The 25,423-nt window shown below is 47.1% G+C and carries 14 protein-coding genes; 10 read left to right on the top strand and 4 right to left on the bottom strand.

Annotated features, from left to right (window positions below):
• Positions 1–30: 30 nt before the first annotated feature.
• Together D3H65_RS12855 and D3H65_RS12850 are read left to right on the top strand one after the other, a co-directional pair.
• Positions 31–423 (top strand): transmembrane 220 family protein, encoded by a 393-nt coding sequence (locus tag D3H65_RS12855; RefSeq protein ID WP_119050700.1) that lies wholly within the window; start codon positions 31–33, stop codon positions 421–423.
• A 238-nt stretch (positions 424–661) separates the two neighbouring features.
• Complete coding sequence (locus D3H65_RS12850) at positions 662–4,120, top strand: SBBP repeat-containing protein (protein ID WP_119050699.1); 3,459 nt, start codon at positions 662–664, stop codon at positions 4,118–4,120.
• An 88-nt stretch (positions 4,121–4,208) separates the two neighbouring features.
• On the opposite strand, the gene D3H65_RS12845 is transcribed toward D3H65_RS12850, so the two are convergent.
• Positions 4,209–7,628, bottom strand: coding sequence for a ThuA domain-containing protein (locus D3H65_RS12845; protein WP_119050698.1), 3,420 nt, complete (start codon positions 7,626–7,628; stop codon positions 4,209–4,211).
• A gap of 412 nt (positions 7,629–8,040) precedes the next feature.
• Between D3H65_RS12845 and rpmI the strand changes: the two genes are divergently transcribed.
• From rpmI to D3H65_RS12805, 8 genes are all read left to right on the top strand, one after another.
• Complete coding sequence (gene rpmI / locus D3H65_RS12840; protein WP_119050697.1) at positions 8,041–8,238, top strand: 50S ribosomal protein L35; 198 nt, start codon at positions 8,041–8,043, stop codon at positions 8,236–8,238.
• Positions 8,239–8,306: 68 nt separating this feature from the next.
• Entirely contained in the window at positions 8,307–8,651 is a 345-nt protein-coding gene (gene rplT, locus D3H65_RS12835) for a 50S ribosomal protein L20 (protein ID WP_119050696.1), read from the top strand.
• Between the two features lie 312 nt (positions 8,652–8,963).
• Positions 8,964–10,364 (top strand): type III PLP-dependent enzyme domain-containing protein, encoded by a 1,401-nt coding sequence (locus D3H65_RS12830; protein WP_119050695.1) that lies wholly within the window; start codon positions 8,964–8,966, stop codon positions 10,362–10,364.
• A 334-nt stretch (positions 10,365–10,698) separates the two neighbouring features.
• Complete coding sequence (locus D3H65_RS12825; RefSeq protein WP_119050694.1) at positions 10,699–11,274, top strand: RNA polymerase sigma factor; 576 nt, start codon at positions 10,699–10,701, stop codon at positions 11,272–11,274.
• Positions 11,275–11,403: 129 nt separating this feature from the next.
• A complete protein-coding gene (locus tag D3H65_RS12820; RefSeq protein WP_162915605.1) occupies positions 11,404–12,507 on the top strand; it encodes a FecR family protein in 1,104 nt (367 codons plus the stop codon).
• A gap of 175 nt (positions 12,508–12,682) precedes the next feature.
• Complete coding sequence (locus D3H65_RS12815; RefSeq protein WP_245999738.1) at positions 12,683–16,102, top strand: TonB-dependent receptor; 3,420 nt, start codon at positions 12,683–12,685, stop codon at positions 16,100–16,102.
• A 79-nt stretch (positions 16,103–16,181) separates the two neighbouring features.
• Complete coding sequence (locus D3H65_RS12810; RefSeq protein ID WP_119050691.1) at positions 16,182–17,747, top strand: RagB/SusD family nutrient uptake outer membrane protein; 1,566 nt, start codon at positions 16,182–16,184, stop codon at positions 17,745–17,747.
• A 162-nt stretch (positions 17,748–17,909) separates the two neighbouring features.
• Complete coding sequence (locus D3H65_RS12805) at positions 17,910–21,278, top strand: VCBS repeat-containing protein (protein WP_162915604.1); 3,369 nt, start codon at positions 17,910–17,912, stop codon at positions 21,276–21,278.
• 11 nt (positions 21,279–21,289) lie between these two features.
• Here D3H65_RS12805 and D3H65_RS12800 read toward each other — a convergent pair whose 3' ends face one another.
• From D3H65_RS12800 to D3H65_RS12790, 3 genes are all read right to left on the bottom strand, one after another.
• Entirely contained in the window at positions 21,290–23,800 is a 2,511-nt protein-coding gene (locus tag D3H65_RS12800) for a T9SS type A sorting domain-containing protein (protein ID WP_119050689.1), read from the bottom strand.
• 282 nt (positions 23,801–24,082) lie between these two features.
• Complete coding sequence (locus D3H65_RS12795; RefSeq protein ID WP_119050688.1) at positions 24,083–24,682, bottom strand: carboxymuconolactone decarboxylase family protein; 600 nt, start codon at positions 24,680–24,682, stop codon at positions 24,083–24,085.
• A gap of 104 nt (positions 24,683–24,786) precedes the next feature.
• Entirely contained in the window at positions 24,787–25,350 is a 564-nt protein-coding gene (locus tag D3H65_RS12790) for a peroxiredoxin (RefSeq protein ID WP_119050687.1), read from the bottom strand.
• Positions 25,351–25,423: the final 73 nt, after the last annotated feature.

The following is a 25,423-nucleotide window of genomic DNA, read 5'->3' as shown; positions in this document are numbered from 1 at the left end:
CCTAACGCCTAAAAGCTAATACCTGGCTATATGAAACTCTTCAACCTCCTTTTTTGCCTCCTGTTTGTCATCAGCGCCGGCCTGCAATACAATGACCCCGATCCCTATGTATGGATCCCAATATATGGTTATGGAGCAGTACTTTGCTGGCTGGCCTTTCGTGGTAAATTCTATCCCAAAGCTTATCTCATTGGCCTCACTGTGTTTACGATCTACGCGGTTTTTCTTTTCGTTGCAAAGGATGGTGTATGGGAATGGCTAACGGAACACCAGGCCGAGAATATTGCCCAAAGTATGAAAGCCTCGACGCCCTGGATCGAAGACACCCGGGAATTCTTCGGGTTGATGATCCTGAATATCGTATTGATCATCGACTATATTTATGCGAAAAGGATGATGGCCGCTCTCCGCACCAGGCAGTGATCAGGCTCAAAAATTACAGGCGGTCACGACCCTTATTTTTCGTGTATATATTTCCATACTGCCGAATGCTGCTATAAGTAAAAACATGTACCTGAGATTAGAATGCGATTAGAAGAAGTCTCTGTATACTGAAATGAACCCCGGGGTCTACCATGGTGTAGTGAATAATGCTGATCTTACTTCCTGAAATTCAAATTTGGAAAACCAAAATCGAAACCTCGATACCAATCCAGGAACTATGAACCCTTTTTACCTACCCTTGGGCAGGTGCCGTACAGTTGTACGGACCTGTACAGTGATCATTGCTTTCTTTCTGTTTTTTTCTTACCAGCTTAATGCACAAACACTCTTATCAGCACAAACCATTAGTGCTGCAACAGCAACCGGCGGCGACACACAACCGATAGCCAACTTGTTGGATGCGGCGGGTAATCACTACCAGGTTGGGGTGCTCCGGGCAACAGCCGATCTTGATCCGGGGGCCGGCGTTTCCTACTTTGTCAGTAATGGTGTGGAAGACTGTTATATTGCGAAATACAGCGCAGCCGGTGCGTTTATCTGGGGCCGCTCTTTTGGGGGCGGGGGGCAGGACATCATCCGTGAGGTGGCGCTTGATAACAGTGGCAATATCATTGTAGCCGGTTATTTCTCCAACGTGGTCGATTTCGATCCAGGCCCGGGTGTTACCAAATTTACCAGTAATGGAAACTGGGACATCTTTTTTGCCAAGTTTACCGCTGCAGGCGATTTTGTCTTTGCGAAGGCCCTGGGCGGTATTACCAACGATTCACCCACGGGCATGGCGTTGGATGCTTCGGGCAACATTTACCTGACGGGTACCATCACCAGCCCTACGGTCGACTTCGATCCTGGGCCTGGGGTCGTCAACCTTACCAAAAGTGGTTCGGTAGATGCTTATGTTGCCCGCTATGATAACGACGGTAATTATGTATGGGCTTTTAATATCGGGTCCGCTACAGCGGGGACGCAGGTTACATCAAACAAGGTAAAACTGACGACTGGGGGCGCCTTATATATTGGTGGCTACCTGTCCGGGGGAATATCTGATTTTGATCCAGGTGCGGGTGTTGGCAACCTGGGCCCGGTCAGCACCGGCGCCGATCTTTTTTTGGCGAAATATGACCTGGCGGGCAATTATAGCTGGGGGGTTGTGGTGGGCGGCACCGGTACGGAGGTGGTCTATGGAATGGATCTGGATGCAATGGGTAATATCTATTTGACAGGTACATTTAGTACAACGGTCGATTTCAACCCTGGCGCGCCTGTAAACAACCTTGTAGCAGCAGGGGGGACCGATATCTTCCTGGCGAAATATTCTCCGGCAGGCGCTTATCTCTGGGCCTCCGGTATGGGTGGTACGAACAGTGACTACGGTTTGACTGTAAAAATAGATGCTGCCAATAATCCTATTGTGGGCGGGTACTTTCTCGGTACAGCAGATTTTGATCCGTCAGGCACGGTTGTCAACCTGGTCAGTGCCGGTACTACAGATGGTTTTGTTGCCAAGTATACGGGGACAACAGGGGCGCTCACCTGGGCCAGGAGACTGGGTAGTACGACCAACGACCAGGTAACCTCAATGACAACAGATGGGAGCAGCAATGTATATGTGGGCGGTTATTTCACCGGCACAGTCGATTTTGATCCGGGAGCTGCTGTCTTCAACATGACTGCGCCAGGAACACAAGCCATCGGCTTTCACCTCAAACTCAGTAGTGCCGGTAATTTCGTATCGGCCTTTTCGCCTAATATACCGGTCAACGCGACCTCCAACCAGTCGGTGGGCGCAACCTGGATGGATGGGAATAACAATTACTATATAACGGGCTCCTTCACCCGTACGGTCGATTTTGATCCCGGTCCCGGTACAACCACATTGACTGCTACCGGATACATGGATTGTTTCATTGCCAAATACAATGCAAGCGGTCAGTTGTTATTCGTAAAAAGGCTTGGCAATACCAGCGGTGTGCAAGGAAAAGGGATCTGTACGGATGCGGCCGGCAATATCTATGTTACGGGTAGTTTCACGGGTACCCTCGATGCGGACCCGGGCGCCGGGACTGTGAACCTGACCGGAGCGGCCAGTGACGATATTTTCCTGTTAAAACTCAACAGCAGCGGCAATTATGTGGGGGCTATTGTGATCGGTGGTGCCAGCTACGAAGTGATCAATGCCATGACGATCGACAACGCAGGCGCCATCTACCTCACCGGATCTTTTAGTACTACGGTCGATTTTGATCCCGGTGCAGGTACCGCCAACCGGACAGTCAAAGGCGGTTCAGATGCTTTTGTAGCCAAATACAACTCCTCTTTGGGTTTTGTCTATGCATCCGCATTTGGTGGCACCAGTTCCGAAGCAGGCATGGCCATTGTGGTCGATGCATTGGGCAATGCCTATAGTACCGGCAACTTCTGGGCTACAGCCGATTTTGATCCGGGCGTGGGTGTCGTAGATCTCGTAAGTGCCGGCACCAATGATATCTATTTTTCTAAACTTGATGTGAACGGGAATTATGCAAATGCTTTTCGGTTAGGTAGTACGACCTCGGATGCCGGCAATGCCCTTGCTCTCGATGCAGCGGGTAATGTTTACCTGGGGGGCCAGTTCAACGGCACGGTAGACTTCGATCCTGGTGCCGGCGTTGAAGAACTGACAAGTGCAGGTACACTCGATGGTTTTATTGCGAAGTATGATGCCTCGGGAAATTATATCAATGCCATCTCCTTTGGCGGAACACTCAACGAAATGGTGCAACGACTAAAGCTGGATGGAAAGGGTATTATCTATGCTTCCGGACAGTTTTCCAGCCCGGAGCTAAGTTTTAGCCTTCATGGCACTCCACAGACCTTTGCCAATGAAGGAAATGCTGATGTATTCCTGGCTGCCTTTGATCCTGCCTTGAATTTCAAAGGGGGCCGATCAGTGGGTGGCGGCCAGAACGAACAGGTAGGCGCTATTGCCTTTGATGATCAGGATAATATCTATCTGGCAGGCACCTTCCTGTCTGCTGCGACGATTGATAACCTCACCGGCACCAATGCCTTCCCATTCAGGTCTATCAATGCCAGTGATGTCTTCATGGCCAGCTTCTCTATGCTTAGCACGCTGCCCATCAAACTGGAATTGTTTACCGCGGTGCAGCAACAATCGGAGGTAGTTGCCAGGTGGTCGGTTTCTGCACAAGTCAACAACGCGTATTTTACGCTGGAAAGAAGCGCTGATGGCAGCCAGTTTACGGCCCTTGCCCGCGTTGCAGGATGTGTGGATTGCCCGACGCGTATGGACTATCAGTTCATCGATAAGCAACCGCTGGCAGGTTGGTCCTATTACCGCCTCAGGCAAACAGACCTCGATGGCAGAAGCACCTATAGCCGGATCGTGCGGGTAAACTACAGCGATGCGACAGGTCAACTGACCTTGTATCCTACTGTGACCGACAATGAATTCACGCTTTCTTACAACAATAAAACGAATAGCAGTCAGCAAGCCACGATCCGTATTTTCAATGCAGCTGGTAATACGGTGCATACGGCCAACATCCTGTTAAAACCTGGGATGAATACTGTGCCGCTGACGCTGGTAAAGCAAACTGCCGGCATTTATTATGTTAGCCTGGTCATTACCCATAGCAATACGGTTCGTACTGCTACGGTGATCAAGCAACGCTAAGAGAGTTTTAAAGAAAACCGGGGCCATCCTAATAGAGGTGGCCCCGGTTTTTTTATGTCAGGTCTGTGACCGGCTACAAACAATTGATCTATTTGAAGGTAATTGTTGTCAATCCTACCTCGTTAGGCTCAGCTGCATCGGTAGGTTTGCTTACAATATAAAGATTATGCTTCTTGCCATCTGTTACTGCTTCAAAAGCAGCGGTCAGTGCTTTGCTGATAAAGGGTGTTTGCTCATTAGCTGCTTGTCCGCCACCAGGCAGGGTAAAGGCGCCAAGCTTTTTGCCATCGGGTGCATCCAGACGCAGCTCAAAGCTGTAGCCAGATTGTGCTGGTTTTTCCCACACAATGTTCAGCGTAGCAGCGGTAATACCGGTAAGGTCGATCGATTCGATCACAAACCATCCGGCTGATTTGGGCGCGATCAATAAGCGCATACCATTTTTATTCTCACCCCGGTATTTATCCATCTTGCGTACCCTGCCCAGGTTCACCTTAGAGCTGCGCAGCGTAACCACATAATTATCCGATAGCGGTTTGATATTGTTGCCGCCCTTATCCGTATAGCTGGCGCTCAGGTACAATACACCATTGTCTTTTTCCGGCTTACCAAGTGTAGGTTGTACACTGCCCGAAGCAGGTAAAGACTTTTTGGCTGCGGTGGCATTGAGCGATTGTATCCAGGTCACGATCTGGCGGGCATCTGCTTCTTTCAGGTTGGGGTGGGCCGCCATGGCCACTTCTCCCCATACGCCGCCGCCTCCTTTGATGATCTTGTTTACGAGGTAAGAGACCGCATTGGGATCTTTCTCGTACTTTTTGGCAACATCCACAAAAGAGGGCCCGATAGACTTTTCATCGACTTTATGACAGGTCTTACAATCCAACGATAACATCAGGTTTTTGCCCATGGTAGCTTCTGTAAGTACCTGGTGCCCCTGGGATGCAGCCGCCCTGTCAGTTCCTTCCACATAGTCAGCAGAAACGATCAGGTTGCTCAGGTCTTTTACTTTGGCCGTATCATCCTTGTCTTCAATATTCACGCTGTAGATGACAGGTTTGCCGGGGAAATAGAAGCTTTGATTGCCCTGCAGCGCTATGCTCACAACTGGTGCTTCATTGCCCGCATAAATATTTTCTACATTGCTTTTGGAAGAGGCTTTTTTATCGTCTCTCACTTCTACGGAGATAGCATAATCACCGGCTTTGGTGATCGTATAAGAAAGGTTGGGTTCCGTTGTTTCTTTGGTAGAATCACCAATATGCCAGATATAGGTGAGCTTGTCTTTTTCGGGGTCCACGGCTTTCACGGATGCCACCAGGCCGAAGGGGAGGGTGCCGGATGATTTATTCACCTGCAGGCTATCTACTTTCGGTGCCCGGTTACCGCTATTGTAATCAACCCGGGAAATACCGGCATCAGCGTTTTTGCTAAACCAGCCCGTACCATATTCCAGCATGTATAACCGGCCATCAGGTCCTACTTCAAAATCGATCATCGAATGGAGCTTTGTATTCTCCATGAAAGGCTCCATCTTATCAAAGTCCCCATTCGGTTTTAAGGTTACTGCTTTGATCCATCCCCGTATCCAGTCATATACGAATACCTTGTTGTTGTAATAATCCGGCAGGCGCGTAGCTTCCGGGAACATTTCAGTATAATAGGCAGGCCCTGCCATCGCATTGCGGCCACCTGTACCTACCTGGGGGAAGTCTTTGGAAGTGCCGTAAGGATACCAGATAAAGGCCGGCTGTGCTGGCGGTAATTCCTGTAAGCCCGTATTGTTGCGGGAATTGTTGATGGGCTTGGCTGGATCAAAGGCCGGCCCCGAAGTGCCTGTTGCATAATCGTAAGCATGGTAGGGATAGTTGTTGCCCACAAACAAAGGCCAGCCAAAATAACCCGCTTTGCGTGCCTGATTCACCTCATCATAACCACGGGGGCCGCGCGTATCCAGGCTGTCATTATTGGCATCCGGGCCTACTTCACCCCAATACAGGAAATTGTTCTTCTTGTCTACAGAAATGCGGTAAGGGTTGCGGTTGCCCATTACATAGATCTCTGGTTTTGTATTCGGTGTTCCTTTGGCAAATAGGTTGCCTTCCGGTATCTCATACGTGCCATCTGCTTTCAGTTTTATCCGCAGGATCTTACCCCGCAGGTCATTGGTATTGGAAGCAGAGCGGCGGGCGTCGTATTGCTCATGTCCCGGGCGGTCATCCAACGGGCCAAAGCCATGGCTCACATAAGCCTGTTTGGGCTCGTCGAAAGGAGTGGAGTTATCGCCTGTAGACAGGAACAGTTCATCCCCATCACGTCCAAAGGCAATGGAGCCCCCCGTATGGCAGCATATATTACGTTGCGAATAAAATTGTAGAATGATCTGCTCCGACTTCATGTCCAGCGTATCATTTTCAAACTTGAAACGCGAAAGCCGGTTCACTGAAGTGTCTTTCGGACTATAAAAGGCGTACACAAAATGATTCTTGGCAAAATTGGGGTCAGCCTGCAATCCCATAAAACCTTCCTCGGCATTTACATGCGGTGTTTCTGTTTTGTGGTATACGTCGAGGAAACCTACCTGTTTTACCGTTGAGCCCGAGTCAAGGCTCTTGTACAGCAACAATTCACCACGGCGCTGTGCTACCAGGATGTCCAGGTTGGGCAGTATCGCCATTTCTGTAGGCTCAAAGAACATCCCCTGCGCCAGTACCGTTTTGGTAAAACGGTCTTCATCGGGCGTGCGAAGCGATTTGGCCTTTGAGTAATTGAGCTGATCATTTTTGCCGATGGCGTACTGAAGGCCCCCCAACAAATGCTTAAGGTAGTTTTCTTCTGTAAAGGACTCTTCCGTATGTCCCAGCTCTGTATAAAAAGCGCGGCCGCCATCAAAATCGTGGTACCAGGCCATGGGATGGTTGTCGCCATTCTTCCCACCCTGGTAGCTCTTTTCATCGATCGTAAGGAGCACATGAACATCGGGGTTCAGGTTCTTGAAATTGTACCACTCATCTTTCCGCTGCCACACATGGGGCAGGTGTTTGGTGGCAATATTGGTGCTGTCTTTTACCAGTATGTTGGCTATCTGCTGTTCGGGGTGGCTTTCAAACCAACCACCTGCCAGCCGGCCGTACCATCCCCAGTCATATTCTGCGTCAGCTGCGGCGTGAATGCCTACATAGCCACCTCCTGATTGAATATAACGTTCAAAATCAGCTTCCTGATAATGATTGAGCAGATCTCCGGTGGTATGCAGAAATACGACTGCTGCATATTTGGCCAGCGAATCTTCATTAAAATAACTGGCATTTTCAGTGGTATCTACTTCAAAACCATTCTCCTGTCCCAGTTTTGTAATGGCAGCAATGCCCTGGGGGATCGAAGAATGCCGGTATCCGGCCGTTTTGGAGAAGACAAGGATCCGGGGTTTACCGGAGCGGGAACTATTACAACTGAACAGATTGAATATCAATACTGGAATAGCAAGTAACCAGAGCGTTTTTTTCATATGCGTAGGGGATGATCGATAAAGATAAGGGTTTCAATAAATTCCGGACGTTAAGGCTGATAATAAATAACGGGAAAAGAACTTAATTGCCAGTACTATAAGCATTTAGCTAATAAAAATTGAGACGCACTATTCTTTACCGGGTTGATTATTAACCTATTATTACTTCTTCTCATAGTGTAAGTACGGATCAGCAGATAAAAACCAGGCATTCAGGCCCGAAAGGCAGCAAACGGTTTTCTGCTGAATTCTGTCTTCTATATGCTAAATTCTGTATTTCTTTCCCTACCTTTGCGCTCCATTTTCAGGTTTTTATCAATTATGTTGGTAAAAGCTTTATTGCCCACAAGGCCCAAAAAGTTCCCCGGAGGATCGGGGGCGCCAGCAGGGTGTAACAATTAAAGGTGTAAAAATGCCTAAAGTTAAAACAAACTCCAGTGCCAAGAAAAGGTTCAAAGTAACCGGCACCGGTAAGATCACTCACCAGAAGTCTTTCAAACGTCACATTCTTACCAAAAAGTCTAACAAACGTAAACGTGCCCTGCGCATGGATGGTACTGTTCACAAATCCAACGTTGATTTCGTAAAACGTCTTTTGAGGCTGAAATAAGCTGTAAGCCGATAGCGAAACCAAGGGATCTGTAAACATTCAACTTTAATTTTCAAACTTATTAAGATATGCCACGTTCAGTAAATGCTGTAGCAAGCAGGGCACGCCGCAAAAGGATTTTAAAACAAGCCAAAGGTTTTTATGGCAAACGTAAAAACGTATATACCGTTGCCAAAAACGTATTGGAAAAAGGTCTGCAATACAGATATGTAGGCCGTAAACTGAAGAAAAGAGAATACCGCTCATTGTGGATCGCGCGTATCAACGCCGGTGTACGTGCAGAGGGGTTGACTTATTCTGTTTTTATGGACAAGCTGACTAAAAAAGGTATCACCCTGGATCGTAAGATGCTGGCTGATCTGGCCATGAATGAGCCAGAGACCTTTAAGTTGCTGGTTGCTTCTGTAAAATAAGCCGCTTAGCGCTATAAGATACGGCCGGGTGTGTCACACACCCGGCTTTTTTTATGCCCCCCATGTCCGGATGTATAGCTTTTTCGTAACAAAAGGATAATACAGGTCAACAAGAGGGGCACATCTGCGTTAAACAGCGGTGCTTTACACGGAAAATAAGCCTGTCAAACCGGGATAATCCCGGCCAGGCCTGCAAAGTCCGGGAATGTTTTTGTTTGTAAACCCCTGCAAACTATTACTTTTGTATACTTTTTTTGAACGGTGTTTTTTTGCTAACTATTTAAATTCACTGCCATCAGCCAGAATCAGTTCATGAACAACTCGTACACCGACCTGGTGACGCAAACCTTTAACTTTCCGCAAGAAGGGTTTGAAACGAAAGACAACAATCTTTTCTTTAATGGTCTTGATATCAAGGGCCTCATTGACAAGTATGGTACGCCCATGAAGCTTACCTACCTGCCCAAGATCGGTATGCAGATCAAAAAGGCCAAGAAGATGTTTGCCAATGCCATTAAAAAGCATCGGTATGAAGGGGAGTACAATTACTGCTATTGTACCAAAAGCTCCCACTTCTCTTTTGTAGTGGAAGAGGCCCTGAAGCATGATATTCACCTGGAAACATCCTACGCCTACGATATCGAGATCATTAAGAAGTTGTACGAGAAGAAGAAGATCACGAAAGATACCTTTATCGTTTGTAATGGCTATAAGCAGAAAACCTACACCAGCCGCATTGCCAACCTGCTCAATACCGGATTTAAGAATGTAATCCCCATCCTCGATAACAAGGAAGAGCTGCAACAATATAAGAAGTCCGTTAAAGTGCCCTTTAAACTGGGTATCCGCATAGCAGCTGAGGAGGAACCCACCTTCCCCTTCTATACTTCCCGTCTTGGTTTCAGACCCAGGGATGTGCTGGAATTCTATGTAGATAAAATAGAGGGTAATGAAGACCGTTTTCAGTTGAAGATGCTGCACATCTTCCTCAACAAGGGGATTAAAGATGATATCTATTACTGGAGCGAATTGAATAAGGTGATCAACCTCTATTGCCAGTTGAAGAAGATCTGCCCCGAACTGGATTCTATTAATATTGGTGGTGGTTTCCCTATCAAGCATTCTTTGGGTTTTGAATACGACTACCAATTCATGATCAATGAGATCATTGGTAATATCAAGAAAGCCTGTAAGAAGAACAATGTACCGATGCCCCATATCTTCACCGAATTCGGCAGCTATACAGTAGGGGAGAGCATGGCCCATATTTATAGTGTGATAGGTCAGAAAATGCAGAATGACCGGGAAACCTGGTACATGATCGATTCTTCTTTTATCACCACTTTGCCCGATACCTGGGGTATTGGAGAAAAGTTCCTCATGTTACCCATCAATAAGTGGGACCAGGAATACCAACGCGTAGTACTAGGGGGTATTACCTGTGACAGCCATGACTACTATGATTCGGAAGAACACGTAAATGAAGTGTTCCTGCCCAAGATAAACAATGGTGAACCTTTGTACCTGGGCTTTTTCCATACAGGCGCCTACCAGGACCAGATCAGTGGTTATGGCGGTATTAAACACTGCCTGATCCCTTCGCCCAAACACGTTATTGTAGGGCATGATAAAAACGGTAAACTGGTGGATTGGGTATATGCTAAAGAACAAACTGCCCAAAGTATGCTGAAGATACTGGGGTATGTAAAATAGATTTTACATTGAATGAAGCTGATAGGGTGAGGCGCCTTCCAATGGGCCTCACCCTTTTTTTATTACTCCCTCAGCTGATACTTTTTTATCTTTTATTGGTGTTATTTTAACACGTATTAACTTCGGTATATAGAGGTGAAAAGAAACCCTAAACAGGATGATGTTCAGAGTGAAAGACGCTTATTTTCTCCCGTATGCAAAATTGGTAAAATAACGGTCATCCTTATAAGTGTTAATGCCTATGCTGGTTTTCGAATTGGTTTTATGCGTTAATATTGTAACATTACCCGGTCGGACAACCGGTGTATGCCGCTACTAAATCAAGTGATTGCTAATGCCTGAGAATGACGCACATGCGGACCAAAACTGGCTGCAACAACTACAGCAAAATGATGAGCAGGCGCTTGCCGCGCTCATGAAAAAATATTATGCATCCCTGAAAAGCTATGGCATCCGGTTTACACAGGATGAAGCACTGGTAAAGGATTGTATACAGGAGGTGTTTATTAGTCTCTGGCAAAGAAGGGATAATATCACTACCGTGCTCTCTCTCAAATATTACCTGTTGCGGGCCGTTAAAAATAAAGTCCTCAAATCTCTGCATCAGAAAGAGTTACAGGCAGATATGACTGAATTGCAGGATAGGTATAATTTCTTCCAGGAATTTTCAGTAGAACGCCTGATCATTGAAAAACAGGTGTCGGAAGAAAAGGCCGCAGCGTTACGCAAGACCCTGTCGCAACTCTCCCCGAGACAGCACGAAGTTATTTACCTGAAGTTTTACCAACAACTTGATCATGGGCAAATTGCAGATCTTATGAATATCTCCCGCCAAAGCGTATACAATCACCTGCACGACGCATTACAAAAACTGCGCGGCCTGTGGCGGGCAGAATACCTCACGAAATAAGTCAGGAGCCTGCCGAAGCCGTTTTAAAGCACCCTTCTTAAAGCTATAACACAGCCATCTAAAAAAACTTTCCATTTCTACAGTAGATTTTCTTCATCCGCGGAACTTATGATTATAACACCGCCAGGAATGAAAGATTTTCGCTTGTTCGATATTACGGATTTCGTTATGGATGAGGACTTTGCACGCTGGGTATACGAACAGCGGCCGGAAGATGAGGCGGCCTGGCATGCCTGGCTTACGAAGAATCCCGATAAGCACCTGATGGTGGCCGAAGCCCGCAGGATACTGGAATCTATTTACATAGCGCCCCCTGTCATTTCAGCGCAGGAAATAGAGGACGAAACAGCACGGTTACTGCAAACCATTCACCAGCAACCTTTGCCCGTACTTGCTAAAGTAGCCAGGATGAGGTTCCGTGCCTGGTACATTGCTGCGGCTATCCTGGTAGCCTGTATTATGGGTGCGCTGTTCTTTTTTACTAACCTCCGGACCGCGAAAGAACCATTTACCTGGGAAAAAATGACCGCCTCCCGCCAATTGATCGAGCAGATGAATACTTCCGATAAGCCCGTCACGATCGCTTTGCCTGATGGCAGTTCATTGGCACTGGCGCCTGGTAGCCGCATTGGATACGCCAACCATTTTGATAGCAGTCCTACCCGGGATGTATACTTGTCGGGGGAAGCTTTTTTTGAAGTGACTAAAAACCCCGATCGCCCGTTCAGGGTATTTGCCAATGAGATCGTTACCAAAGTACTGGGTACCAGCTTTACCGTCCGTTCTTTCGAAAATGATACCACCATCCAGGTCATTGTGCGCACCGGTAAAGTAACCGTGTATTCACAGGCCGTTACTACTACCCGTCGCAGTGCTACTGACCATAAGCCCGGAGAGGTGATCCTGACCCCCAATCAGCAACTGGTATATGAAAAGGCTGCCCATAAATTTCAAAAGGTTTTACTGGACGATCCTTTGCTGATCGTATCACGTGTGGCAGAACAGAAGATGGAATACGAAGATGCCAATCTCCTGAGTGTATTTAATGAGTTGAGTAATGCCTATGGGATCAGTATTGTGTATGACAGTGAGTTGTTGGAGAAATGCACCGTGACCGCCGACCTGAAGAATGAGACCTTTTACCATAAGCTGGACCTGATCTGTACCGCTATCGGCGCTTCTTATGAAGTGATCGATGGGCAGGTAGTGATCCAGTCCAATGGATGCCAATAAAAATATAAGCCACCAAATAAAAAGGGCCGGTATTGCTACGAACAATATCAGCCCGGAATGTTCCCCACAGCGTGTGATGAATGCGGGGGATCAGTGTTGATTAAACCGATTTGCTTTAACCAAACATTACAAAAATATGAAAAAAGAGCTCGTTAACCAGTTAATTTACGGGTTTATGAGAATAGGATTGCTCCCATTACTATTGATTACGACACTAACGGTAGTCATTCAGGCAAGCCCCACCAACGGCCAGGAGGTTTTGAATAAAAAGATCAATCTCATTGCCGAACAAAAGGAGGTAAAAACTGTCCTCGGCGAGATCAGTAAACTGGCCGGGATCAAGTTTGTATACAGCTCCCAGCGCATTCCAACCCGTCAAAAAGTATCTGTTGTAGCCAGGGACCGCCGCCTGGGCGATGTACTGGATGTACTGCTCCAGCCCCTCAATATCTGTTACCAGGTATCCGGCACCCAGGTAGTGCTGATGCGCAGGGGCGATGGTGGTGGGGTAAACCTTGCTTTTTATGAAGAAGGAGCCCTGGACAGATCGGAAGATATCAATGAAATTCCTTATAAGGTCATTACGGGTAAGGTATCCAACGAAAAAGGCGATGGCCTGGCAGGCGTTTCCGTAGTGGTAAAAGGTACTGCCAAGGGCACCTCTACCAACCTTGATGGCGTTTTTACCATCAATGCAGAAGTAGGGGAGACGCTCCAGTTTTCGATGGTAGGATATAAGTCATTTACTGTAGTCGTAGGGCAGGAGAATGAGATACCAGTTACCCTGCAGGCCGAAATGGTCAATATGAATGAGGTGATCATCGTGGGATATGGCACCCAGCGCAGAAGTACCTTAACAGGGGCTATCTCTTCCGTAAGTGGCAAAACCCTGGCCGAGCTGCCGGTGGCCAGCGTGGAGGGGGCTTTGCAGGGAAGGGTTGCCGGACTCACCGTTACCAACAACGGCGAGCCTGGTACTACACCCATCGTACGTATCCGGGGTATCAGTTCTATCAGCTTTGCTTCTGATCCCTTGTATGTAATTGATGGATTTCCAACAGGCAACCTCGGCAATTTCAACAGTCGCGATATTGAATCCGTAGAAGTATTGAAAGACGCCAGCGCCGCCGCCATCTATGGGTCCAGGGCTACCAACGGCGTAATACTGATCACCACCAAAAAGGGAAAACGCGAAGGTAAATTGCGCATCAATCTCGATAGTTATGTAGGCACCCAAAGCGCCTGGAGAAAGATCGACCTGCTCAATACCGCCCAATACCTGCAATACGAAAGAGCCCTCAATGGCAACGCAGGCATCGGATTGCCACCCCGGTTGGAAACGGCCAATTTCAACAAACCTATTTATGATGGAACCACTCAAACTTATGCGCAAACCAATACTGATTGGCAGGACGCCTATTTTAAGAGTGGTATTATCACACAACAAGACCTCTCGCTCGCGGGTGGCAATAATGTTTCGCGGTTCTTTGCCTCTGCTGGTTATTTTAAACAAGATGGAATTGCCCGCGGTGTAAATTATGAGCGCGGTAATTTTCGCCTTAATTCAGATCACGTCATTAGTAAAGTTTTTACTTTTGGAGAGAACCTGTTCATCTCTTATTCCAAACAGCGGTATGACAATACATCAGGCAACAGAACACGCCTGGTGAATGTGATACGCAACCTGCCTTACCTGCCGGTATATGATCCTACTACGATTGGTGGATACCGGGGTGCAGAGAACAGCGTCGATGGCGCCGATCCTACCAACCCCGTAGAAGATGCTGAACTGCTGGGTAACGCTACCAATAAAACACTGAAGTTATTAGGTACTGCTTTCCTGGAGATCAACTTCACCTCTTGGCTTAAATTCAGGTCCACTTTTGGGGTGGATTACGTAAACCTGTTCCAGCACCAGTTTATCCCTATTTATAATGACAAAGGCCGTAATTCACCGGTAGCAACTATCAGGGACCAGAAGAATTCTTCCACTACCACTTTGTTTACAGAACAGTTGACTTTTGATAAGACCTTTGGTGATCACCATATCAACGCTATTGGTGTTTTTGAAGTACAAGGCACCAAAAGCGCTGCTGAGAATGCCTCCGGCAACCAGAACAGTAATGACATTGAAGTATTACGCGGTGCTACCAACGTAAGTTATGTGTCTACCAAAAGCGAGAATTTCCTCCAATCCATGGTGGGCAGGATCAGTTATGAATATGCCGGAAAATACCTGCTGAGTGCAGCTATTCGCCGGGATGGATTATCCGTATGGGCGCCAGGTAAGAAATATGCCAATTTCCCCTCTGCTTCAATAGGATGGCGTATAGACCAGGAGCAGTTTATGCGCACGGCTCCCTTTATTTCTGAGTTAAAAGTGAGGGCAGGTTATGGTATTACCGGTCTTAATGCTGTCGCAGCGCTAAACAACGATTATCCCTGGCAGGTAACCGTGGCCGCCAATGGCGCTACCTATCCATTCAATAACGTGAACTCCACCGGTAATGCTTCCTATTACAACGCACTGGGTAATGCTGATCTGGAATGGGAAAAGACCAAGCAATTGAATATTGGCCTTGATCTGGGTGTGATGAACAACAGGCTCACCCTATCCGCAGAATATTTTACCCGCAAAACAGATAACCTCATCCTGAATGTACCTACTCCGCCTTCCTTTGGTTTTGCAGGTACCGGTGTGCTGGCCAATGTGGCATCGATGGAGAATAAAGGATTGGAGTTTCAAGCTGGGTATAACAAGAACCAGGGTGAATTTACCTGGAACCTTACCGGCAATATCAGTTTCATACGTAATAAGGTGCTTAGTCTGAATACCGAAACAGCTACTATCGATCAGGGTGGCGACCAGGATTTTGGGGGTGGTGGCGCTATTACGCGTACCAGCGCCGGACAGGCTATTCAATCTTATTACGGCTATGTAGTAGCCGGTATATTCCAGACGGCTGATGAGATCAACAAAAGCCCCACACAGGCGCCTGGTACAGCCCCCGGCGACCTGAAATTTGCCGACCTGGATGGCAATGGAAGCATCACAGATGCCGACCGTACTTTTATCGGCAACTACCTGCCTAAGTTTTCCTACGCACTGAACTACAGTGCCAAATATAAAGGCTTTGATGCGTCACTTTTTCTACAGGGTGTTCAGGGCAATAAGATTTTCAATGCGGCCCGTATCATCAGCGAAGGAATGGCTCGTCTGTTTGGCTCCGGCACAGCCGTGCTCAATGCATGGTCCCCTACCAATAAAAATACAAATATACCCCGCGCTGTGAGCGGTGACCCTAACCAGAATGTGCGCCCTTCCACCCGGTGGATAGAAGATGGTTCCTATCTACGGTTGAAGAACATCATTATTGGGTACACCATTTCCAATAAAGTATTACAGTCTGTAACCAAAGGAGCCGTCAGCAGTTTCAGGTTATATATTTCTGCCCAAAACCTCTTGACCTTCACCGGTTATGATGGTTGGGATCCTGAAATTGGTTCCAAGAACACCACGTTGACCAATGGTATTGATTATGGTCAGTACCCGGCAGCCCGTTCGTTCCAGTTTGGTCTGCAGGTGGGATTTTAGAGAATACCGGACAATAGATTGAACAAACGCTGAACAATAAAAGTGAACCTTCAATAAGATATTTCTAAAAATGCTACATATGAAATATGCAGTTGTATATAAAGTAATAACCCTGGCCTGTGTCATTACAGGAGTGGTGGTTGTTGCCTGTAATAAAGAGTTGAACAAAACCAATCCCAATTCTCCCACAGTAAACACCTATTTTAAAAATAGTACTGAATTGTTGGGAGGTACCAATGCTATTTATTCTATTTTTCATTCGGCATCACTGATAGGAAGGGAATGGTTTTTTCTGCACGACACACGCAGTGATGATGTATCCGCAGGTGGCGGGCAGTTGGAGCCACCCCGGGCGCAACTGCTCAATGGGGCTACCACCGCTACCAATGCGGTGATGAACAGTGTATGGAATGGCTTGTATACTGTTATTCATCGCGCCAACACAGTCATTGATAATGGGCCAGAGGTGAAGGACAATACAGCTTTGCGCGACCGTTGTGTAGCTGAAGCCAAATTCTTCCGGGGCTGGGCTTATTTTGAACTGGTATCCTTGTGGGGCGGTGTACCATTATACACCAAACAAGTGACTTCGCCAGATCAATTTCAACCCCGGGCTACTGTGGATGCTGTGTATGCCCAGGTATTCCAGGACCTGAAAGATGCTGCTGCGGGGCTCGATGCCGTAACCACCGATCTGGGTCGCGCCACCAAAGGAGCTGCCAATGCCATGCTGGGCAGGGCCTACCTGCAAAAAGGCGATTATGCCAATGCCAAAGCGGCCTTGCTGGCTGTCAATCCGGGCGGCAGTGTTTATAAACTGCGCGACAATTACATGGATAATTTCGATGAAGAACATGAGTTCAATAATGAATCTATTTTTGAAGCGGTATTCTTCGACCGGGGAGATAATAACTTTAACTGGGGTTATACCGGCGATGACAATCCCAATGCACAACCCCAAAGTACCGTGCGCAACCAGGAGTATTCTCCCATTGCCTGGCGCAACCTCATCCCTTCCAACAAGTTCCTGAACGAATTTGAGCATACTGCTACCGGTGCTGCGAAGACTGATCCACGTTTTGCTTTTTCCGTGTATCAGACCGGAGATAAGTATAACAACAATGCCAATACACTTACCGATGCTGAACAGAACGGAAATACCTCTGTTTTAAATGGCGTTACCAAAAAGATAAGCTGGCGCAAATTTATGCTCATATATAAAAGCAATAATACTTTCCTGCCGGGAGGCATTAATCAACGTATCATTCGTTATGCCGAAGTATTGCTCATGCTGGCTGAATGTGAGAATGAACTGAACAATACGGGCGCTGCAGTGGGTTACCTCAACCAGATCAGGGATCGTGCCAGCGTAATGATGCCTCATTATCCTACCGCACAATTTCCCACTTCCAGTAAGGCAGAGGTAGCCAAAGCAATTATCCATGAGAAGACCGTAGAATTGGGTGGTGAAGAAGTGCGCAACCGGGATATCCTGCGCTGGCGTAAGAAAGGATATTTTGGCCTCAACGATCCCATATCTTATTTCAAAGCAAGGGATGAATTATTGCCGATCCCACAAGCGGAAATAGACAATAACCCCCGTCTGTCCGATGGAGGAGTTGACAAACAAAATCCGGGATATTAGATCAAATACCATCAACAGAGGGCCTTTTATCCTCGCTTTATATTACCAGGGGTTGTGTAACAATGACCCCTGGCTATTTAGTTTAATAATTTTAACAGTGTACCTATGCCGCATGTAAGGCGCTTATCAACCTATAGCATTTATGTCCTGCTATTTTTTGCAATGGCCTGTAAGCCAGACAAGCCTTCAGCGCTCTTCACGCAGCTGCCTGCATCCAAAACCGGTATACATTTCAATAATGAGGTGCAGGAAAATGATTCTTCTCAATCCTTTATCAACGAGTTTGGCTATATGGGTGGTGGAGTAGGTATTGGGGACTTTAACAACGATGGATTACCTGATATTTTCTTTACCGGCAACCAGGTAAGTTGCCGCCTGTACATCAACAAGGGTAATTATCAGTTTGAAGACATCACAGAAAAGGCTGGCATAGGTACCCATGTATGGGCTACGGGTGTAAGTGTGGCAGACATCAACAACGATGGTTACGATGATATCTATGTATCAGTGTTTGGCAAGAACCTTTCCCGGCGGGCTGCCAATTTATTATTTATTAACCAGCATAACCTCAGTTTTAAAGAGTCAGCAGCGGAATACGGATTGGCTGATACCAGTTATTCTACCCAGGCTGTTTTTATGGATTATGACAGGGATGGCGACCTCGACATGTACCTGGCCAATTACCTGCTAAATGGCGCCAACGCCAATACCATTTATGCACGTAACCTCACCGGTTCTTCACCTGCCAACGACAGGCTGTACAGAAATGAAGGCATACCTTCCGGGGGCACTCATCCTATATTTACTGATGTAACCCTGGCGGCAGGTATTAAAGACGATGGATACGGCCTGGGTGTAGTCGTAAGCGATTTCAACAACGATCACTGGCCTGATATTTATGTGGCCAATGATTTTTTATCGGATGATTTATTGTGGCTCAACAACCACGATGGAACGTTTTCCAACGTGATCGCCCGTGGCGTCCGGCACCAGAGTTATTCCAGTATGGGCGCTGATGCGGCAGATATTAATAATGATGGCTTGCCCGATATTGTAACACTGGATATGATGCCTGAGGTCAATCAGCGCCGGAAGACCACCTATTCTTTTATGAACTACGAGCGTTACCAGGCAGAGCGGGCAGCAGGCTATGAACCCGGCTTTATGCGGAATATGCTACAGTTAAACAATGGCAGTTATAAAAAGGGAGATACGAGCATCCCTTTCTTCAGTGAAATAGGGCAGTTGGCAGGTATTGCTACTACAGACTGGAGCTGGAGCGTGCTAATGGCCGATTTTGACAATGATGGCTGGAAGGATATACATATCACCAACGGTATTGGCCGGGATTTTATTAATGCCGATTTTATTGAGTTCAGCTCCACCGTATTTGCCAATAAGCGAAGCCCGCAGGAACAAAGGCAGCTGATCAATGATAAACTATCTTCCCTAAATCATATTACCCTTGGCAATTACCTTTACCTCAATAACCATAACTACACTTTTAGAGATGCTTCTGCGCCGGCAGGCATTGATGAAGCCTCCATGTCCAATGGCGCTGCCTGGGCCGATCTGGACAATGATGGCGACCTGGACCTGGTGGTGAACAATATTAATAAAGAGGCATTTGTGTTTGAGAACAATACCCTTCAGCCTGGTAAGCCGGGTGCTGCTCATTTTATGGCCGTCACCCTGAAAGGTAATCCTGGAAACCCGCACGGGCTTGGAGCAAAATTGACACTATACGATCAGGGGCAGGTTCAGATGCAGGAACAAAGTCCTGTGAGAGGTTACTTTTCATCCGTTGACCAGCGGCTCTTTTTTGGATTGGGTCAGGATCGTAAACCGGGGATTAGAATAGACTCCGTAGAAGTAATATGGCCCGATGAAAGAAGACAGGTGTGGAGGAATGTTCCGGCAGATACGATGCTGGTGTTGTCCGTCAAAGAGACACAGCCAGCCGTAGAGCATCTGGTGGTTGATCAACGGGTGCCTGTTTTTGAAGAGGCTGCACTGGGTACCCGTATTGAGTATAAACACACAGAAGGTATTCAGAATGATTTTGCCAGCCAGCGCCTGCTGCCACAGAAATATTCACAATTAGGGCCTTTTATTACTACCGCTGATGTGAACAAGGATGGCCTGATGGATTTCTTTGTGGGTGGGGCATTTAATTTTTCCGGGAAGTTGTTCATTCAACAGCCCAACGGCACTTTTTCATCCCGTTCTATTACAGATAGTATTAAGATGCAGGAAGACCAGGATTGTGTATTCTTTGATGCCGACGGAGATGGTGATCAGGACCTGCTGATCACCGTAGGCGATATTCGTTTTGAAGAAGCGGCTGCATGCAATCAACCTTTGCTGTATATCAACGATGGTAAAGGTCATTTTGCTGTTCGTCCGGGAGCTATTCCTGCCCAGGTGCGCACCATTGCCGGTTGTGTAAGTGTAGGCGATTATGACCACGATGGATTGCCTGATCTGTTCATTGGCGGGCGTGTGTCGCGCCGGTATCCCTTGCCGCCCAGGAGTTTTATCCTGCATAATAACAAAGGCTCTTTTACAGATGTTACAAGCACTGTATGTGCTGCACTGCAACAACCAGGTATGATTACAGGCGCCGTGTGGACCGACCTGGATAATGATCAGCAAACCGACCTGGTAATAGCCGGTGAATGGATGGCCGTTCGGTTCTTCAAAAACGATAAGGGCCATTTGCGGGAGATTACTGTTACCACTGGTTTGCAGCAGATGGAGGGCATGTGGCGGAGCTTGGCCGTGGCCGATGTAGATGGCGATGGTGACCCGGATATCGTTGCAGGTAATATGGGGCTCAATTGCGACTACCGGGTGAGCGGGGAAGAACCCATGCATTTATATGCCAAAGACATGGATGGCAATGGTAGTATTGATCCCATACCGTTTTATTACTTCAAAGACAAAGATGGCAGGCGAAAATCCTTTCCGGCAATTAACCGGCGGCAGTTTGCTGACCAGGTGCCTGCCATCAAAAAACAGTTCTTATACCATAAGGATTATGCACAGGCTTCTTTTTCAGATATCTATCCGGGCAAAGCAAAAGACAGTTTGGTGCAATTAGTTTGTGACGAAACAGCCAGTTGCTGGCTGGAGAATATTGGCAATGGGAAGTTTGTAAAACGCTACCTGCCCATAGAAGCACAATTTGCCCCGGTAAACGCCATCGTGTGCGCAGATATAAATGGGGATGGGGTAGCCGACCTGTTACTGGGCGGGAATGAATACCAGGCTGAGGTGATGACGGGCAGGTATGATGCCTCCTGGGGCTGTTACCTGCAGGGGCAGAAGAACAAACAGTTTAAAGCAGTATCTCCTGCCGCGAGTGGCTTTATACTCCACGGTGATGTAAAGGACCTGGCGCTGGTGAAAATGGGCGATGGGCGCAGGTTGGTAGTGGCCGGCATAAATAATAATAAACTTCAGGTATTGAGCGTCGGTGCCGGCCTGAAAGCGGCAACGGGCAGCCTGGCAGTTAGCCGGCCAAAGTAAACCAGTGCCTGTTACCGGTTTACAATTTCCAGCCGCTTAACGCTTTTGTCACTCCCCTGTTGGATGAAGAAGTAATACATGCCAGAGGAAAGATTGGATAACGGAACTTCCTCCTTTAGCTCGAAACTGGTTTTGGTTCTTTGTAATACCAATACCTGTTGACCGGTAGTGTTGTATAATACGATGTTGACGGGGCCGGTGTAGTTGTTTTTCATGGATATAAATGCTTTTGAATAGGCTGGATTTGGATACAGGGTCAGCGATCCGGCTACAGGCTCTCCGGGAGGGGCGGCTGCAACTGCATCAGCTGTTGTATAGTACATATGCCCTTCACCGTATTCATCCTGTGTGTTGCCGGCAAGTATTATTTTGTCTCCGGCTCTTAATACTTTTTCTACAGTTGTCTGAACGCCCGCTGCTCCAAAATATTGTACACTTTCTTTGCGCCCATCCTTATTTAGTTTCATTAGAAAGCCATATTGCTCCAGCCTGCCTGCAGCCGGCTCACCAGTACTGCCGGCTACCAGTATGGTGTCTTCCGCTGTATAGAGCACAGCCAAACCTGCATCCCGCAGGTGTAGATCATACGTTTTTTCCCATAACACAACCCCTTGTTTGTCCAACATAATGACCAGTACGTCTTTTTTATCGGAAAGCAAGGGGGAGGAACTGCCCGTCATCACGTAAGCTCCTCCGGCTGCAAGGGCTACATCATTCAATACACTAATACCGGCGCCCATAGCAATGGTCCTTGCCCATAATAAATGACCGTCTTTATTAACCTTTACTACATGGGCATCAGATGCCTCACCAAATGCTTTCTGTGAACTGCCGGCAATAACAAAATCGTGATCCGGAGTTTCCTTGATACTGCGTCCCAATTCCCATTGTGCAGCAATGCCAATTTCCCTCTTCCACAATTCTTTACCGGCAGCATCCGTTTTGATCAATACGAGATCAGGATTAGCCAGTGATCCATCATCTTCCATACCGGTTAGCAGGAAGCCTCCGTCGCTTACCCCGATAATATCACGCAGCATGGTGGTACCTGTATAGGTGGTTGACAGCGAATCACCATTGACGTTGAATTTGGTCAGGGTATAATGTTTGCCGAAAAAACCTTTCTGTTCTACCAAAGCCATGTAATGGCCATCCAGGGTTTGGGTAATGCCGATGATAAGTCCGGAAGCTTTTGTCAATTGTTTATTCCATACTACCTGTCCGGTTTTATCGGCCTTCAGGATAAAAGGATAGATCAGGTCATCATTGGGATTCTGCAGGTTAGCGCCGGCTATAAACGCTTCATCTGCGATCAGTGTCAACTTTACTAATTTTTGTACAGGAGATCCATTATATACAGCTATCTTTTTAAAAGTGGCTGGCTGCACCGGCTGAAAGGGAAGCGTCACTGATAGATTGCCCTGGTTGTCTGTTTTGCAAAGCATAGGTAGGGGGGCGATCTCAGTAGGGGAGGATACCTGGCCTCCGATCAATATACTGTTGACGTCGGGGATTAGTAACCGGGTGGCGAAATCTGCTTTGGCGCTGCCCATTGCTTTCTTCCATTGCACATTTCCCTGCTGGTCGGTTTTTATCAACACCAGGTCTCCGTCAATGCTACTCCCCCAATTTTCAGTAAACCCTGCGTTGCACAACAAAATAAAACCATCGGTAGTCATGGCGATGGCTGTATTTCGATCGCCCCTGTTGATATTGATCTCCTTTTTCCATTGCAGGTGGCCATCCTTATCGGTTTTATATAACAACGCATCGCCCATGTAGGACGATTCGACAGTTTGACCTGAGAATGCATAGCCGCCATCAGGTGTATTGCAGAAATCGTTGCTGTGCAGTTTAAGATTTGCCGGCTGCTGTAGCAATATTTCTTTTTCAGTAAGGTTGCCTGCCAGGTCTGCTTTCGTTATCCAGGTTCTATTATCACCCTGCGTCATAAATAACAGTTCAACTTCGCCATTGGGTGCTGTGTGTGCAGCAAACTGGTTGGTTATATCACGGGACAATGTCTTTTTCCAGAGATCTATCCCCTGGTTATTGAGTAGGTGCAAGGTGAGGTGTTGTGATGGACCGGGCATCAGATAAGCAACAAAGAAATGGTCGTTGGGAGCCGGTAGGATACTGATCTTGAAGGGTGAACCCATTGAGAGTACTTTTCTTAATAATAGCTGTCCACTGCTGGTCATCTTGTAAACAACTATTTCGGGCGTAGAAACTGTAGTAAATACCTGGGCGGCAATATAGAAATTGCCTGTATTGTCCACCATTATAGACTCGAGGTAAGTATATTGCCCCTCCTTCATATCTTTTTTAAATAATACCCTTCCATTTCCGTCTACGCGGTAGAAGAAAGTTTCAGTGATAAAAGCATATTCATTGGCCGATACCTGTACCATGTCCTTGAAGGATTCACGGTCGTTGGGATTAGTGTACAGTTGCAGGAATGTACTTTGCGGCGATGCATACAGGGGTAATGCCAATACCAATAGCAGCCATTTGCCTTTCATGGGAGGTGTTTTGAGTTTACTGTAATAAAAAATGAAGATTTCCCACTACAAAGGACCGGGAGGATGGTGGGCTGGTCGCTTTACTGTGTGAAGAGGGTGTATTAACTATACACGATTGCTAACAACGAAAAACCGGCAATCGTTGCACGAGGTCAAAAATAAAGAAGAAGGGCTATAATATAAGTCCGGATAAAAACATTAGCAGGTTAGGTTAAGAGGCAGTAGCCCGGCTCATGGGCCGGGTTACTGGTATAATAAAGCTGATTGTAAAGCGGAGAGACATTAGGCCAATACACTGATCAATCCCTTGATCACGGCGCCCAGCTTCACTGCCTCAAATACGCGTGATTCGCTGCTGCCATGCTGCAGTACGGATTGTTCGTGTGAAGTAACACACATTTCGCAACCATTGATGGAAGATACTACCAGGCTTACCAGTTCAAAGAATTCTTTGCCCAACACCGGGTTCATCATGATGCTCATCTTAATGCCGGCCGGCTGGTTATTGTAAAAGTCCTTGCCCATGAAATGGCGGAAACGGTAGAATATATTGTTGGTATTCATCAGGGAAGTGCAGGCAGTGATCTCTGCTATTTCCTCATCTGTAGTTCCGGCCTCTTTAGCCAGACCGGTGAAGCTTTCTTTCAGCAGGTCATACTTTTCGTTGATAGCAACCGCCAGTGCCAGCAAAAGGGCTTCTTTGCGGTTCAGGTGCTGACTATTGTTCAATACATTGCCTGTATTGATCTTGATATCCTTGATAAAACGGGCATTTACATTCAATAGAGCCTGGGCATTGGCCGAAGGAATATAATGCGGAATATTCAGGTCGTTGAGGAGGTTCTGAAATGTTTCGTTCTGTATGGTGGCGGTTGCGCTCATAATAATTTACGTAAAAGGTGAAACGATAGAGGTGAAATCAGAACGTGAGAAGCAGGACGCGTAATAGGGCCACGTCTCACTTCTCACGTTTCACGGCGATTGTACTAGTTCAGGTTCAACTGGGCGGTCAGGGTTTCCTGTCCTTTGTTCCAGTTGCAGGGACACAATTCATCGGTTTGTAAGGCATCCAGTACACGGATCACTTCCTGCACGCTGCGACCTACATTCAGGTCGTAAACACTTACCCAGCGAACGATTCCTTGTGGGTCGATGATGAAAGTAGCGCGGTAAGCGATCTTTTCTTCATTGTCGAGGATACCCAGCTCTTCAGCCAATGATTTGGACGTGTCGGCCAGCATAGGGAATTTCAGGTCGCGCAGGTCGGCGTGGTCCCTTCTCCACGCAGCGTGCACGAATTCAGAATCAGTAGAAGCACCGATCAGTACGGTGTCGCGGTCGGTAAACTCGCTGTGCTTCTTGTTGAATTCGGCAATTTCTGTGGGGCATACAAAGGTGAAATCCTTAGGCCACCAGAACATTACGGTCCACTGACCGTTGGCGCTCTCATTGGTCAATTCTGAAAACTCTTTTCCTTTCTCGATAGATACTACTGCTTTCTTCTTAAAGGCAGGGAACTGGCTGCCTATGGAAATAACTCTGTTGGACATATTAATTATGCTATTTATTACTACAATAAAAAGGGATAAACTTTCGCAGGCAGGCTGATCGTGTGTGTAAAGT

The organism is Paraflavitalea soli, from assembly GCF_003555545.1.
Lineage (GTDB): Bacteria > Bacteroidota > Bacteroidia > Chitinophagales > Chitinophagaceae > Paraflavitalea > Paraflavitalea soli.
The sequence above is the reverse complement of the archived record's forward strand: the minus strand, read 5'-3'. Positions and strand labels throughout refer to the sequence as shown.